At 68.9% G+C, this 12,913-nt stretch carries 12 protein-coding genes; 4 read left to right on the plus strand and 8 right to left on the minus strand.

Annotation, left to right across the window (positions count from 1 at the left end; all coding sequences use genetic code 11):
- Positions 1-9: 9 nt before the first annotated feature.
- Complete coding sequence (locus HTA01S_RS04520; protein ID WP_068167400.1) at positions 10-2,127, minus strand: catalase; 2,118 nt, start codon at positions 2,125-2,127, stop codon at positions 10-12.
- A 179-nt stretch (positions 2,128-2,306) separates the two neighbouring features.
- Between HTA01S_RS04520 and HTA01S_RS04525 the strand changes: the two genes are divergently transcribed.
- Entirely contained in the window at positions 2,307-3,134 is an 828-nt protein-coding gene (locus HTA01S_RS04525; protein WP_068167401.1) for an alpha/beta fold hydrolase, read from the plus strand.
- A gap of 185 nt (positions 3,135-3,319) precedes the next feature.
- On the opposite strand, the gene HTA01S_RS04530 is transcribed toward HTA01S_RS04525, so the two are convergent.
- The 5 genes from HTA01S_RS04530 to HTA01S_RS04550 all read right to left on the minus strand — a co-directional run bounded on the left by HTA01S_RS04530 (position 3,320) and on the right by HTA01S_RS04550 (position 7,509).
- Positions 3,320-3,736 (minus strand): PRC-barrel domain-containing protein, encoded by a 417-nt coding sequence (locus tag HTA01S_RS04530; protein ID WP_068167402.1) that lies wholly within the window; start codon positions 3,734-3,736, stop codon positions 3,320-3,322.
- A gap of 134 nt (positions 3,737-3,870) precedes the next feature.
- Positions 3,871-4,920 carry an AI-2E family transporter gene (locus HTA01S_RS04535; RefSeq protein ID WP_068167403.1) on the minus strand — a complete coding sequence of 350 codons (1,050 nt, stop codon included), beginning with the start codon at positions 4,918-4,920 and terminating at the stop codon, positions 3,871-3,873.
- 154 nt (positions 4,921-5,074) lie between these two features.
- The gene (locus HTA01S_RS04540) at positions 5,075-5,377 is read right to left on the minus strand and encodes a DUF2917 domain-containing protein (RefSeq protein WP_068167404.1); all 303 of its coding nucleotides are present in this window, start codon (positions 5,375-5,377) and stop codon (positions 5,075-5,077) included.
- 45 nt (positions 5,378-5,422) lie between these two features.
- A complete protein-coding gene (locus tag HTA01S_RS04545; RefSeq protein ID WP_068167405.1) occupies positions 5,423-6,727 on the minus strand; it encodes a tetratricopeptide repeat protein in 1,305 nt (434 codons plus the stop codon).
- 47 nt (positions 6,728-6,774) lie between these two features.
- The gene (locus tag HTA01S_RS04550; RefSeq protein WP_068167406.1) at positions 6,775-7,509 is read right to left on the minus strand and encodes a sterol desaturase family protein; all 735 of its coding nucleotides are present in this window, start codon (positions 7,507-7,509) and stop codon (positions 6,775-6,777) included.
- Between the two features lie 117 nt (positions 7,510-7,626).
- Between HTA01S_RS04550 and HTA01S_RS04555 the strand changes: the two genes are divergently transcribed.
- Positions 7,627-8,676, plus strand: a complete 1,050-nt coding sequence (locus HTA01S_RS04555) for a GlxA family transcriptional regulator (RefSeq protein ID WP_068167407.1) — start codon at positions 7,627-7,629, stop codon at positions 8,674-8,676.
- Positions 8,677-8,715: 39 nt separating this feature from the next.
- On the opposite strand, the gene HTA01S_RS04560 is transcribed toward HTA01S_RS04555, so the two are convergent.
- Positions 8,716-9,000 (minus strand): hypothetical protein, encoded by a 285-nt coding sequence (locus HTA01S_RS04560; protein WP_068167408.1) that lies wholly within the window; start codon positions 8,998-9,000, stop codon positions 8,716-8,718.
- 92 nt (positions 9,001-9,092) lie between these two features.
- Positions 9,093-9,530, minus strand: a complete 438-nt coding sequence (locus tag HTA01S_RS04565; RefSeq protein WP_068167409.1) for a VOC family protein — start codon at positions 9,528-9,530, stop codon at positions 9,093-9,095.
- A gap of 178 nt (positions 9,531-9,708) precedes the next feature.
- On the opposite strand from HTA01S_RS04565, the gene HTA01S_RS04570 reads away from it, so the two are divergent.
- Together HTA01S_RS04570 and HTA01S_RS25730 are read left to right on the plus strand one after the other, a co-directional pair.
- Positions 9,709-10,632 carry a Tim44 domain-containing protein gene (locus HTA01S_RS04570; RefSeq protein WP_068167410.1) on the plus strand — a complete coding sequence of 308 codons (924 nt, stop codon included), beginning with the start codon at positions 9,709-9,711 and terminating at the stop codon, positions 10,630-10,632.
- A gap of 380 nt (positions 10,633-11,012) precedes the next feature.
- Positions 11,013-12,911: a sensor histidine kinase gene (locus tag HTA01S_RS25730; protein WP_068167411.1), complete on the plus strand. Its 1,899-nt coding sequence runs from the start codon at positions 11,013-11,015 to the stop codon at positions 12,909-12,911.
- Positions 12,912-12,913 lie beyond the last annotated feature (2 nt).

The following is a 12,913-nucleotide window of genomic DNA, read 5'->3' on the forward strand; positions in this document are numbered from 1 at the left end:
GCTCACCTTTCAGGAGCCCCAATGCCGATGCCGGCCCATGGCGGTGACGAAGGCCGCCGAGAAATCCGCGCTCACCTCGTCCGAGGCGTCCACCAGCACACCGGGCAACGCCGGGTCCACGCCGGCCGCGGCGATCAGCCGCGCGCCCGATCCCGACGCGGCCACGGTCTTGCCGTGGCGGCAGGCCTGCTCCACCGCACGCAGCGCCCGCGCATCGCCAGCCAGGCCATCGGCCTCCGCCTCCGTGGGCGCCAGGTAGAGCGCGTCGAACAGCACCGAGGGCGCGTTGTCCAGCGTGGCGTCCACCGCCAGGGTCTCGCCGCCAGCGCACCGCACGGGGCACAGCGTCGGCCCGACCAGTTTGGACATTGCACCCGCCGCCGCCAGCGCCTGCTGCACGGCCCGCACCGCGGCGCCGTTCACGCCATCGGCCACCAGGATCGCGACCTTGCGCGTGGCGATACCGGCGCTCTTGTCCACGGCCATGCGGAGCGACGGTGACGGCGCCAGGTCGGCGATCACCGGTCCTTCGCGAAAGCCCGGCCAGGCGGTGGCCGCGGCCTTGTCGGGTGGATTGGTGCCCAGCGGGGCGGCGACACGTTGGGCCAGGTCCGCATCCACATGCGCCAGTGTGTCCACCATGCGCTGGCGAATCCCGGGGGTCTGCAGCTTGGAGAGCTCGAACTGGAACGCAGCGACCAGATGGTCCTGCTCAGGTGCCGACTGGCTGACCCAGAACAGCCGGGCCTGCGCATAGTGCTCGTCAAACGAGGCACTGCGCGCCCGCAGCTTGGGCGGCTCCAGCGCCTCGGGGTGGCTGGTGAAGCCGGATGGACCCACCGGGTCGAAGCTGCGGCCATCGACGCGGAACTCCTCGCCGTTGGCCAGCGTGTTGGGCTCGTAGGCCACGCGACCGCTCGCGATGGACTGGCGGTGCATGCCGTCGCGCTGGAAGTTGTGCATCGGGCACACGCCCTTGTTGATCGGCAACTCGTGGAAGTTGGCGCCGCCCAGGCGTGAGAGCTGGGTGTCGGTGTACGAGAACAGCCGCCCCTGCAGCAGCGGGTCGTTGGAGAAGTCGATGCCTGGCACCAGGTGGCCCGGGTGAAAAGCCACCTGCTCGGTCTCGGCAAAGAAGTTGTCGGGGTTGCGGTTGAGCACCAGGCGGCCGATGCGGCGCACCGGCACCAGCTCTTCGGGGATCAGCTTGGTGGGGTCGAGCAGGTCGAAAGCGAAGCGGTGTTCATCGGCCTCGGGCACCACCTGCACGCCCAGTTCCCACTCGGGGAACTGGCCGCTGGCGATGGCTTCCCAGAGGTCGCGGCGGTGGAAGTCGGCGTCCTGCCCGGCCAGCGTCTGCGCCTCGTCCCAGGTCAGCGCGTGCACGCCGAGCTTGGGCTTCCAGTGGAACTTCACGAAGCTCGACTCGCCGTGCGCGTTCACGAAACGGAAGGTGTGCACGCCGAAGCCTTCCATCATGCGCAGGCTGCGCGGGATGCCGCGGTCCGACATCACCCACATCAGCATGTGCGTGGTCTCGGGCATGAGCGTGACGAAGTCCCAGAAGGTGTCGTGCGCGCTGGCCGCCTGCGGCATTTCGCTGTCGGGCTCGGGCTTGACGGCATGGACCAGGTCGGGGAACTTGATCGCGTCCTGGATGAAGAAGACCGGGATGTTGTTGCCCACCAGGTCGACGTTGCCTTCGGGCGTGTAGAACTTCACCGCGAAGCCGCGCGCGTCGCGCACCGTGTCGGCCGAGCCGCGCGAGCCGGCCACGGTGGAGAAGCGCACGAACACCGGCGTCTGCACCGACGGGTCGCACAGGAAGCCGGCACGGGTGATCGCGGCTTCGCTCTGGTAGACCTGAAAGAAGCCGTGGGCGCCCGCGCCGCGCGCGTGCACCGCGCGCTCGGGGATGCGCTCGTGGTCGAAGTGGGTGATCTTCTCGCGCAGGATGAAATCTTCCAGCAGCGTGGGCCCGCGTGCGCCGGCCTTGAGCGAGTTGTGGTTGTCGCTCAGCAACAGGCCCTGGTTGGTGGTGAGGCGGTCGAGCGGGGCGGCCAGCGACGGCGCCATCGCCTGCTGCTTCGCACTCTGGCCAGGCATTGGATCGGACGGCTTGGACATGGTGAAACCCTTGGTTGGGCGGACAGCGCGGTGGCGCCACCGAGAGCGCAATGTCCCACCCGGGGGGGTGTCCGTCGGTGCGGTAGCGAACCTCCAGCAGCGCGGACTGTTCGTCAGCAGACAGACGCTGACCGCGCGCCTGACAACACTGCGGTTTTTCCAGCGTGAAAGGCCCTGCCATGAACACCATCGAGACCCCCGACAAGACCCGCCTCTACGTCAAGGACTGGGGCGAAGGCCCGCCAGTCATCCTGATCCACGGCTGGCCGCTGTCGGCCGACAGCTGGGACGACCAGGCCATGGCCATCGCCGAAGCGGGCCACCGCGTGATCGCCTACGACCGGCGCGGTTTTGGCCGCTCCACCCAGCCCTGGAGCGGCTACGACTACGACACCCTGGCAGACGACCTGGCCGCCGTGATCCAGCAGACCGGCGCGCGGGACGCGACCCTGGTCGGCTTCTCCATGGGCGGTGGCGAGGTGGCGCGCTACATGGCGCGCCATGGCGGGAAGTCGGTCGCGAAATGCGCACTGCTGTCGTCCATCCTGCCCTTCCGCCTGAAGACCGGCGACAACCCGGAAGGCACCGAACAGGCGGCCTTCGACCAGACGGCCGAGGGCCTGAAGGCCGACCGGGCGCAGTTCTTCACCGGCTTCTTCAAGACCTTCTTCGGTGAAGACTCGGAAGAACGCCCCGTCAGCGCCGAGCTGCGGGAGTGGGCGCGCGGCATCGCCCTGCAGGCCAGCCTGAAGGCCACCATCGAATGCATGCGTTCGTTCTCGTCGACCGACTTCCGGGGCGACCTGGCCGCCTTCACCGTGCCCACCCTGATCATCCACGGCACGGCCGACAAGACCGTGCCGATCGCCGCGTCCAGCCGCGTCGCCGCGCAGGGCATCGCGCACAGCACCCTGATCGAATACGACGGCGCACCCCACGGCCTGTTCGCCACCGACAAGGAACGCCTGACCGGCGACCTGCTCACCTTTCTGGCGCGCGCGGGCTGAGCGACGACAGGACGGGCGAAAGGGCCGCAACCTGTCGGCTGCAGCCCTCCTTTTTTTTGGCAACGCGTGATCGGCTGCAACGGTCGCTCTCAGGGACACCGCCGGGCCGGCTCTGCCGGACGGCTGGTGTCGCCCCCTTGAGGGGGGATGCGGCCACGCGCAGCGGGCAAGCGACGGGGGTGGGGTTAAACCCTGCCGTCCGAATACGGGGTCACGCCGTAGTAGTCGTGGATTTCCTTGCTCCAGGTCGCGTCGGCCATGTCGGGCCACTGGTCCTTGTCGAAACCGGGTGCGTTCTCCAGCCGGTCCTTGTCGACGTCGAGCACAAAGCGCTTGTTGGCGGTGTCCAGCGTCAGGGCGTTCCAGGACACGGCAAACAGCTTGTTGCCCATGCCCAGAAAGCCGCCGTACGACAGCACCGCGTAGGCCACGCGGCTGGTGCCCATGTCGAGCATGATTTCCTTGATGTCGCCCAGGTCTTCGTCCTGGCGGTTGAAGACGTCGTTGCCGTCCAGCGTGTTCGCGCCCATCAGCCCGGGGCCGGGGCCGTCGCTGGATCGGTTCTTGTACATGCCGTAGGTGTCTTGCTCTTGGTAGTTCATGAGGTGCCCTTGGTGTCACCAGCGAGTCCGCCGCAAGGTACGGGATGCACCCGCCGGCCGCTGGACATTCAGCATAGGCAGGGGATGGGCGTGGGTCTGTGCAGCAGCGCACACCCCCACCAGGAAACGCCCGCCTACGCCTCCAGCACACCTTCCACGTAGAGCTTGCGCACCAGCACCATGGCCACCACCATCAGGGGCGACGCGAGGATCACACCCGGCAGGCCGAACAGCAGGCCGAAGATGATGGCCGCCGTGATGCCCAGCACCGGCGGCAGCTCCACCGCCCAGCGCTGCACCAGGGGCATCAGCAGGTTGCCTTCGATCACCTGGATCGCCACGCACAGGCCGGCCACGGACAGCGCCAGCGTGGGCCCCTCCATGAAGGCGATCAGCACCGCCAGCACGCCCGAAGCGATCGGACCGAAGAACGGGATGAACGCCAGCGCCCCCGCGAGCAGCCCCAGCGTGGGCGCCAGCGGCATGCCCAGCAGCGCCAGCCCCACGGTGGTGGACAGCCCCACGAACAGCATCGAGATGCCCTGCCCCATCAGCCAGCGCGACAAGGCGTAACCGCTGGCCCGCATGGCCTCGCTCACACGCTCGCGGTAAGCCAGGGGTATGAGCCGGACCAGGCCTTCGCTGTACAGCACCGGGTCGGCCGCGATGTACACCCCCACCACCAGCATCAGGCCGATGCCGCCCACGGCGCTCAGGGCCTGGGTCGCGGCGATGGCCACGCTGGCCAGCGGCAGATCGCCCGCGTCCGCATTGCCCCACATCTTGAGCAGCGTCACCCCCAGGGTATGGCCCCGGGCCCAGCGCACCAGCGCATTGAGCGCGGCGGGCAATTTCTGCCCCAGATCGTCCAGCTGCGTGACCAGGCGGTCGCCGATCAGCCAGACCACCAGCGCGACCACCACCATCACGAGCGCCACCGCCGCGCCCACCGCCACCCGCGGCGACAGGCGCAGGAACTGCCCCAAGGGCGCGGCCAGGGCGTGCAACGCCACCGCAACGATGACCGCCCCGAACAGCAGCGGCAGCAGGTCCGACAGGCGAAACGCCAACAGGAGCAGCACGCCCAGGAAGCTGAACAACACCATGGGCCGCAGATAACCGCGCACCGGAGCGACCAGCGGCGGTGGCGAAGAAGGCGGGGGCGGTGCGGAGAGTGCGGTCATGACAGATCCTTTTCCCTGGGGCCCAACACGGCCACATGACCGCGGCACAGACCCAGGATCTTCCCAGTGTGCGCCCGGCGCGGGGGGTGGTCTGTCGTGTAGCGCACAGACGGAAGGCGACCGTACAGTCTGCGCAAAGCTCCGAGGCCACGGCTCACCCGGCGGGCGGGAGCACCCGCAGGGTGAGCGCTTCGAGGGCCTGCACGATCACGCGCTCGGGCCGGTCACAGGTGTGGCTTTCACCCGCCTCCAGCACGATGTCCCGCGGGTCACGGTCGTGGGTGATCCAGGCCCGGCCGGCAATGCACTGGATGCGGCAGCCCAACGGCCACGTGATGCGGTGCAGGGTCCCCCGGGGCAGCACCCAGGTGTCGGTGGCGGGGCGCGAGCTGGCGGCCGGGTGCGGCCGGCGCGACAGGCGCAGGGTGGAAGGCAGGGACAGCTGTACGGTGTGCATGGATCAAGGCCGGCGGGGCCAGCGAAAGGTGGGAAGGAACGGGAGTCAGGCGGTCAGCGCCTCGCGCCGCGCGGGCATGCGCTGCCGGGCCAGGGCCAGGCGCTCCTGCTCCAGGGCGCGCGCCAGGGCTTTGTGGCCGCTGCGTTGGGCCGCCGCGATCAGCGTGAGGTCGATCAGGTCGCGCTGCGCATGGCTGCCACCGAACCGGTGCGACTGGCTGCGCACCGGGCGCAGCAGGGCCACCGCACGCGCCCAGTCCTGCTGGCCGAAGGCGATGCAAGCCTGCGTGACCGCCGAGCCGACCTCGCGCGTGAAGGCCGCGTTGTCGCCCTCGTTGGCCATCGCGTTGCGCTGGGCCTGCAGCAATGTCTGCAGCAGGTCATCACGCCCGGCGGCCACGAACGCCATGGCAGCGTGCCAGTCGCTGAAGGCGTAGTGGCCGTCGCCCGCGAAGGGCGCCCAGCGCTCGGCCAGGCGCTCCCAGCGTGCGCCCACGTCCGCCCCCTGCAGGTCCAGCCGCCACAGCAAGGCGCTCGCGTCCACCAGTTCCACATGGATCTCGGGACGGTGGCCGTGGATCGGCCCGTCGTACAGCGCCAGCACCTCGGGCAGGTCGCCCTGCGCGAGGTGGTGCAGCGCGAGGTGCCACCAGTTGTGCACGGCCAGGAAGTTGTCGGTCTGCCAGCCTTCGTTGCCCCGCATCCACTCGATGCCCTCGTCGCGCCGGCCCTGCATCTCCAGCACGTGGGCCACCGCGTGCTGCGCCCAGGCGTCGCGGGGCTGCAGGTCCACGGCCTGGCGCCCCAGGCGTTCGGCGCGGGCGTAGTCGCCGGTTTCTTCGAGCCCGAAGGCCTGCATGCCCAGCACCGCGTGCCAGCCGGGCAGGGTGGCCGACCATGCGGGCAGCGCACGCGCGATGCGGTCGCGCAGCATGCGCGAGTCGCCCACGAAGAAGTCGAGCTGCTGGCCGGCCTGCAGGGCCAGCGCGTCCAGCGGGTAGTGCACGCTCAGGTCTTCCAGCGTGAGCGCGGCGGCGCGCCACTGGCCATCGCACAGCTGCGCGATGGCCCGCAGGTGCCAGGCCTCGCGTTCGTTGTGCGGCAGCTCGCGCGCGGCGGCCAAGGCCTCGCGGGCCGGCGCCACGGCTGCTGCTTCCGAGGACAGCAGGTAAAGCCAGGCGCGCAGCACCTGGGCCATCACGAGGTCGGGGGCTTCGGCCAGCGCCGCTTCAGCGGTGGCCAGGGGGTTGTCGGCAAAGCAGCGGAACTGGTGCAGGGCCTGCTCCAGCAGGTCCAGGGCGTGGGCGTTGCCGCCCGAGAGGGTGTAGCCGACGGTGTCTTTCGTGGTCATGGGATTGCTCCGGGGTTGGGGTGAGGAAAAAGGAAAAAGAGAGGGGATCAATGTCTGGCGCGCGACACGTCGCGGAACACCAGCATTTCGGGAATGCGCGCGGAGGCGCCGTCATGGAAACCCAGTTCGGGCCAGGGCGCGTTCGCCGGTCCGTTGCGGAAGGTGCCGAACAGCAGGTCCCACAGCGGCAGGTCGGCGTAGTTGTGCGCATGCACGCCGCGCTGGTGGTGGATGGCGTGGCTCTCAGGCCGCTGGATCAGGTAGCCCAGCCAGGTCGGTGTGCGCACGCGGGCGTGCTGGAACACCGAGAGAAAGGTCAGCACCGCCACCGCCCAGGCCCCCGCCTCGGGGCTCAGGCCTAGCAGCGGAAACAGCACCAGGCTGGAGAGCGTGGTGAACAGCGCCGTGTCCAGCGGGTGCAGGTAGAAGGCACCCCAGGCGTCGAGCGATTCGGCGCTGTGGTGCATCTGGTGGCCCAGGCGCCAGAGGGTGTCGAAGCGGTGCGCGCTGCGGTGGTACCCGTAGTGGAAGAGCTGGTACACCAGCACGCCCAGCGCCGCGCCACCGGCGGTGCCGAGCGCGGCCCCGTCGAAGACGTGCAGACTCCCGAAGAAGCGGCTCCAGAGAAGGCCGACGACCAGCGCCAGCCCGGCGTTGACCACGGTGATGGAAAGGGCCCGCACGCGCCAGCCGCGCACGCGACCGAGGCGGGCGTGGGTGACGGCATCGAGCAGAAGGAAGGCGGGCAGCACCGCCAGGGTGAAGATTTCGGGCCAGGACATGGTGTTTCCAGTGAGGGGTTGAAAGGGGTTTGACGGTTCTAGAATCGATCAGGCACTGTAGGCAGACGGACCGTTTTCACCTGCAGTCAAATCCGACAGCCACCCGACAAAACCGCCATGTCCAACCCCGACGACGCCCCGGCGCTCGCCACCGTGGCCATCCTGGCGCTGCCCGAGGTCACGGCCTCGGTGTTGTTTGGCCTGAGCGACATGTTTGTGGGCGTGGGACGGGACTGGCCCCTGGTGGTCGAGGGCCGCCCGGGCACCTCTTCGCTGCACGTGCAGATCGTCTCGGCCGATGGCCGCCCGCTGACCATCGCCAACGGGGTGCAGGTGGTGCCCGACGCCTCCATCGCTGACGCGGCGCCCCCTCAGGTCATCTGCATCCCGGAGGTGTTCCTGCTGCCGGACGCCGAGATCCGCGGCCGTTTCCCGGCCGAAGCGGCCTGGCTGCGCGAGGCCCATGCGCGAGGTGCCATCATCGCGGCGGCCTGCTCGGGCGCGCTGCTGATGGCCGAAGCCGGCCTGCTCGAAGGCGAGGACGCCACCACCCACTGGGCCTACTGCGACGTGCTGGCGCAGCGCCACCCGGGCATCCGCCTGCACCGCCGGCGGGCGCTGGTGACGGCGGGCGAAGGTCAGCGCCTGGTGATGGCCGGCGGTGGCACCTCCTGGCAGGACCTGGCGCTGTACCTGATCGCCCGGCTGGTGAACCTGGAGGCCGCGATGCAGATGGCGCGCCTGTACCTGATCGACTGGCACGAGAGTGGCCAGCAGCCGTTTGCGCGGCTCTCGGCGAGCCGGCAGTCGGACGACGCGGTGATCACGCGCTGCCAGCTCTGGGTCGCCGATCACTACGGCGAGCCCAGCCCGGTGGCGGCGATGACGCGGCTCTCGGGGCTGGCCGAACGCTCTTTCGTGCGCCGCTTCCAGCAAGCCACGGGTCTGTCACCGCTGCAGTACGTGCACCACGTGCGGCTCGAAGAGGCCAAACAATTGCTGGAAGGCAGCGAGGACCCGATCGAGGCCATCGCCGGCCAGGTGGGCTATGAAGACGCGGGCTATTTCGCGCGCCTGTTCAAGCGCGAGGTCAACCTCACGCCCGCCCAGTACCGCAGGCGCTTCGCGGGCCTGCGCGAGGTGCTGCAACAGGGCCGGACAGGTTGACGACCAGCGCCGCGCACTGCGGCGCTGGCGGACGCCGCCTCAGGGCGCCGGGTCGGACGTCGTCTCGAACTCGATGCCGCCGATGAACTTGAACAGGGCGTTGTACAGCAGGCAACCGACGGCCACGCTGAGGTAGCCGATCACGAGGTACATCACCGGCATCACGATCACCATCATGAACATGGGCGGGCGCTGGCCCGCGGGCATGACCGCGGCCATGAACAGCAGGAACGGGATCAGGAAGACCAGCGAGGCCACGGCCATGAGCACCGCGAAGACCTTGCCGTTCTGGTGGGGGGACAAACGAGCGATCTGTTGTTTCATGTCCAGGCGCCTCCAAACGCCGAAGCTGCGCAACCGTCGAGCCGGTGGGATGCCTCATGCGCCGCCGGGCGCGGACCGCATGGCGGGCGACCTCACTGTACCGCGCCCGCCTGGCCCACGGACACGCCATCGGGCGGCCCCTTGAGTTCCACCCCATTGCCTTCAGGATCGGTGAGGTAGAGCGAGGGGCCTTCGCCCTCGGCGCCGTAACGCGAGGCCAGCTCGCCGGCTTCGACGCCGTGCGCCCGGAGCTCAGCACGGATCTGCGCCTCGTCGAACGGCTCCACCCGGAAACAGAAATGGTCGAGGTTGCGCCCCTGCGCTCCCGGCGCCGCCCCGCCGGCGCGACCGAGCGGCCCGTCCACGGGCACCAGATCGAGCAGCGAGCGCCCAGCGCGCAGCTGCACCAGCCCGATGCCGTCCTGGCGGCGCTCGACGCGGCAGCCCAGCACGTCGCAATAGAAACGCAGCATGGCGTCGAGATCAACGACGCGCAGCACGAGGTGGTCGATTTCACGGAGCTGGATCATGAGCTCTCCCCAAAATCCGCACCATAGCGCCAATGGCTGTGCGCAGGAAAGCACCGATGGCGTGTTCACCCTCGAATCATCCCTATTTACCGAATAGATCATCTCTATATATCTGCTTTTTCTTGATGAAGTTACCCCCTACCCTCCATGCGTTCCCATCCCTTTTGCTGGAGACCCCATGAAAAAGACCCTTTCCCTGCTGGCCATGGTGTTCGCCATCGGCCTGTCGTCCGTGGCCATGGACGCCGAAGCCCGGCGCATCGGCGGCGGCAAGTCCTTTGGCATGCAGCGCCAGAGCGCGCCGCCCGCCAAGGCCCCCACCACCACGCCGGCGCAAACGCCTGCGGCCACGCCCGGCGCCGCCACGGCGGCAGCACCCGCGGCGGCCGCCGCGTCCACCCGCAGCAAGTGGATGGGCCCGATCGCCGGCCTCGCCGCCGGCCTGGGCCTGGCCGCGCTCGCTTCGCACCTGGGCTTTGGCGAAGGCCTGGCCAACATGCTGATGATCGGTCTGCTGGTGATGGCCGCCATCGCGGTGATCGGCTTCATCATGCGCAAGCGCGCTGCGGCCGCCCAGGGCGGTGCAGGGAGCATGGCCTACGCGGGTGCCGGCGCTGCCGGTTCGCGTCCGCAGGCGCCTTCGGCCTTCAAGACGCCCACGCCAGCCGCCAGCCAGGGCGGTTCCATGATCGGCTCCGCCCTCGGCGGCCAGCCGCAGGCCGGCAACACCATCCCGGCCGACTTCGACGTCGCGGCTTTCGTGCGCAACGCCAAGGTCAACTTCATCCGCCTGCAGGCCGCCAACGACGCCGGCAACCTGGACGACATCCGCGCTTTCACCTCGCCCGAGATGTTTGCCGAGATCCAGATGGACATCCGCGAACGCAACGGCGCCACGCAGGAAACCCGCGTGCTCGACCTCGAAGCCAGCGTGCTGGAAGTGGCCGAAGAAGGCCCGCTCTACGTGGTCAGCACGCACTTCACCGGCCGCGTGCAGGAAGACGGCGCCGATCCCGAAGACATCAACGAAGTCTGGCACCTGACCAAGCCCCGCCAGGGCAGCGGCGGCTGGGTGCTGGCCGGCATTCAGCAAAGCGCCTGAAGTGAATCACCCCCCGCGCCGCTTCGCGTCACCCCTTCTTGGGGGGGGCTGCGGCCTGCAAGGCGCACTGGCCGTCTGGCAAAGCCAGCCCGGCGGTGCCTCCGGGTGGCGTTGTTTCATGCGTTGACCGATCCGCCCCCCCCGTTTCCGAGTCTCCTCATTGCCCCGGCCTGCGCGCCGGGGTTTTTTTCGTCCGCGCCGATGTCACCGAAGGACTTTTCCGTGCGTTCTGGCACAGGCCAAAGGGCATTTCGCGATTGACGGTGCGAGTGGGGCTCATCGATACTTGTAAGCCATTCGTTGCAATTTCCACCTTTCCCCGTCCAGGCACCCGACCGAGGCACGCGATGACTTTCAGGCGACAGGAAGGCCCACACAGCTTGTGCCCACCGCGCTGCTCCGTTGCCACGCTGGTCGCGCTGCTGATCTGGTGCGTGCTTCTGGCGCTGGCCCCGCTCACCGCTCGCGCGGACACCCATATCCACGAGCGCGGCCATGTGCTCGTTCTTCACTCCTACGGCCCGGACTTCACCTGGACCCGTTCACAACAGGAGGGCGTCGACGCCGTCTTCAGCCCGCTGGCCGCCGAGTACGAGCTGCGGATCGAGTACCTGGACGCGGTGCACAACCCGGGCCTGCTCAAGGAACCGCTGCTCCTGGAGCTGCTCCGTGCCAAGCTCTCGACGCAGAAGTTCCAGGTCGTGCTGACCTCGGACAACGCGGCGTTCGATTTCGCCCGCGCGCACCGCGCCGAGCTGTTCCCCGGGGTGCCCATCGTGTTCATGGGTCTCAATGGTTACGACGACGCGATGCTCCAGGGCGAGAGCGGCATCACCGGCGTGGCCGAGGACGGCGACATGTTCGGCACCCTGCAGGTGCTGCTGCGGCTCGCGCCGCAGACCCGGCGCATCGTGTTCCCGGGCATGGCCGACGACCTCACCTACCGCGGCATCCGGGCCACCCTCACCAAGGATCTGGCGACGCTCCCCGCGCAGGTCGAGGCCGAGTTCCGCGAGTACCCCCATGTGGACGCGCTCCTGGAGGACCTCAAGACCCTGCCGCCCGACTCGGCCCTCTTCACCATCGGCAACATGCGCACGCGCGACGGCCTGGGCATCAGCAGCCAGCGCGCCGCCGAACTCATGTCATCCACGGCCTCCGTGCCGCTGTTCACAAGCTGGGACTTCCTGGTCGGCCACGGCGCCGTGGGGGGCAGCGTCATCAGCGGCGTCGAGCAGGGGCGCCTGGCGGCGGAGATCGCGGTGCAGGTGATGCACGGGGTGCGCCCGGAAGCCATCCCGGTGCGTCGCGGGGCCGGCAAGACCCTGCTCTTCGACCACCGGCAACTGGTGCGCTTCGACATCCCGGCGTCTGAGCTGCCGTCGGGCGCCGTGGTCCGCTTTTCGCCGCAGAGCACGCTCAGCATTTCGAGGGAGGCCGCCTGGATCGCCGGGGTCTCGTTCGTGCTGCTGCTCGGCGTGAGCGCGTCGCTGGTCATCGCGGTGCTGCAGCGTCGACGCTCCGAGGAGCAGGTCCGCGCGCTCAACCAGGCCCTTGAACAGCGTGTGGCCGAGCGCACCAGCGCGCTGGAACAGGCGAACAAGGAACTGGAATCTTTTGCCTATTCCGTCTCGCACGACCTGCGCGCCCCGCTGCGCCACATTGACGGCTTTCTGGCACTGCTCAAGGAAAGCGTGGAGCCATCGCTCGACGACCAGAGCCTGCACTACATGAGCACCATCGCCGACGCGGCCCGCCGCATGAGCACGCTGATCGACGATCTGCTGGCCTTCTCGCGCATGGGCCGCCAGGACATGAGCAAGACCCCGGTGGACCTGAACGCCCTGGTGGCCGACGTGATCCGGGGGCTGGCGCCCGAGGCCGCTGGCCGGGACATCGACTGGCGGATCGCCGATCTGCCCGTGGTGGCGGGTGATCGCGCCATGCTGCGCATCGTGCTGTTCAACCTGATATCGAACGCTCTGAAATACACCAGCAAACGTCCACAGGCCAGGATCGAGATCGGCACGCAGCCCGGTGAAGCTGGCGAGACGGTGGTGTTCGTTCGGGACAACGGCGCCGGGTTCGACATGCGGTTCAAGGACAAGCTCTTCGGCGTCTTCCAGCGCCTGCACCGCGTCGACGAGTTCGAGGGCACCGGCATCGGGCTGGCCAACGTCGCGCGCATCATCGCGCGCCATGGCGGCAAGGTATGGGCGCAAGGCCAGGTCGACCAGGGCGCCACGTTCTCTTTCGCACTGCCGAAGGACAACCCCTGAGC

It is taken from the genome of Hydrogenophaga taeniospiralis CCUG 15921, assembly GCF_001592305.1.
GTDB lineage: Bacteria > Pseudomonadota > Gammaproteobacteria > Burkholderiales > Burkholderiaceae_C > Hydrogenophaga > Hydrogenophaga taeniospiralis.

What these genes read in the sequence shown, in the direction of transcription:
- HTA01S_RS04520 (WP_068167400.1), bottom strand. Translation starts at nt 2,127, where the DNA reads ATGTCCAAGCCGTCCGATCCAATGCCTGGCCAGAGTGCGAAGCAGCAG.
- HTA01S_RS04525 (WP_068167401.1), top strand. Translation starts at nt 2,307, where the DNA reads ATGAACACCATCGAGACCCCCGACAAGACCCGCCTCTACGTCAAGGAC.
- HTA01S_RS04530 (WP_068167402.1), bottom strand. Translation starts at nt 3,736, where the DNA reads ATGAACTACCAAGAGCAAGACACCTACGGCATGTACAAGAACCGATCC.
- HTA01S_RS04535 (WP_068167403.1), bottom strand. Translation starts at nt 4,920, where the DNA reads ATGACCGCACTCTCCGCACCGCCCCCGCCTTCTTCGCCACCGCCGCTG.
- HTA01S_RS04540 (WP_068167404.1), bottom strand. Translation starts at nt 5,377, where the DNA reads ATGCACACCGTACAGCTGTCCCTGCCTTCCACCCTGCGCCTGTCGCGC.
- HTA01S_RS04545 (WP_068167405.1), bottom strand. Translation starts at nt 6,727, where the DNA reads ATGACCACGAAAGACACCGTCGGCTACACCCTCTCGGGCGGCAACGCC.
- HTA01S_RS04550 (WP_068167406.1), bottom strand. Translation starts at nt 7,509, where the DNA reads ATGTCCTGGCCCGAAATCTTCACCCTGGCGGTGCTGCCCGCCTTCCTT.
- HTA01S_RS04555 (WP_068167407.1), top strand. Translation starts at nt 7,627, where the DNA reads ATGTCCAACCCCGACGACGCCCCGGCGCTCGCCACCGTGGCCATCCTG.
- HTA01S_RS04560 (WP_068167408.1), bottom strand. Translation starts at nt 9,000, where the DNA reads ATGAAACAACAGATCGCTCGTTTGTCCCCCCACCAGAACGGCAAGGTC.
- HTA01S_RS04565 (WP_068167409.1), bottom strand. Translation starts at nt 9,530, where the DNA reads ATGATCCAGCTCCGTGAAATCGACCACCTCGTGCTGCGCGTCGTTGAT.
- HTA01S_RS04570 (WP_068167410.1), top strand. Translation starts at nt 9,709, where the DNA reads ATGAAAAAGACCCTTTCCCTGCTGGCCATGGTGTTCGCCATCGGCCTG.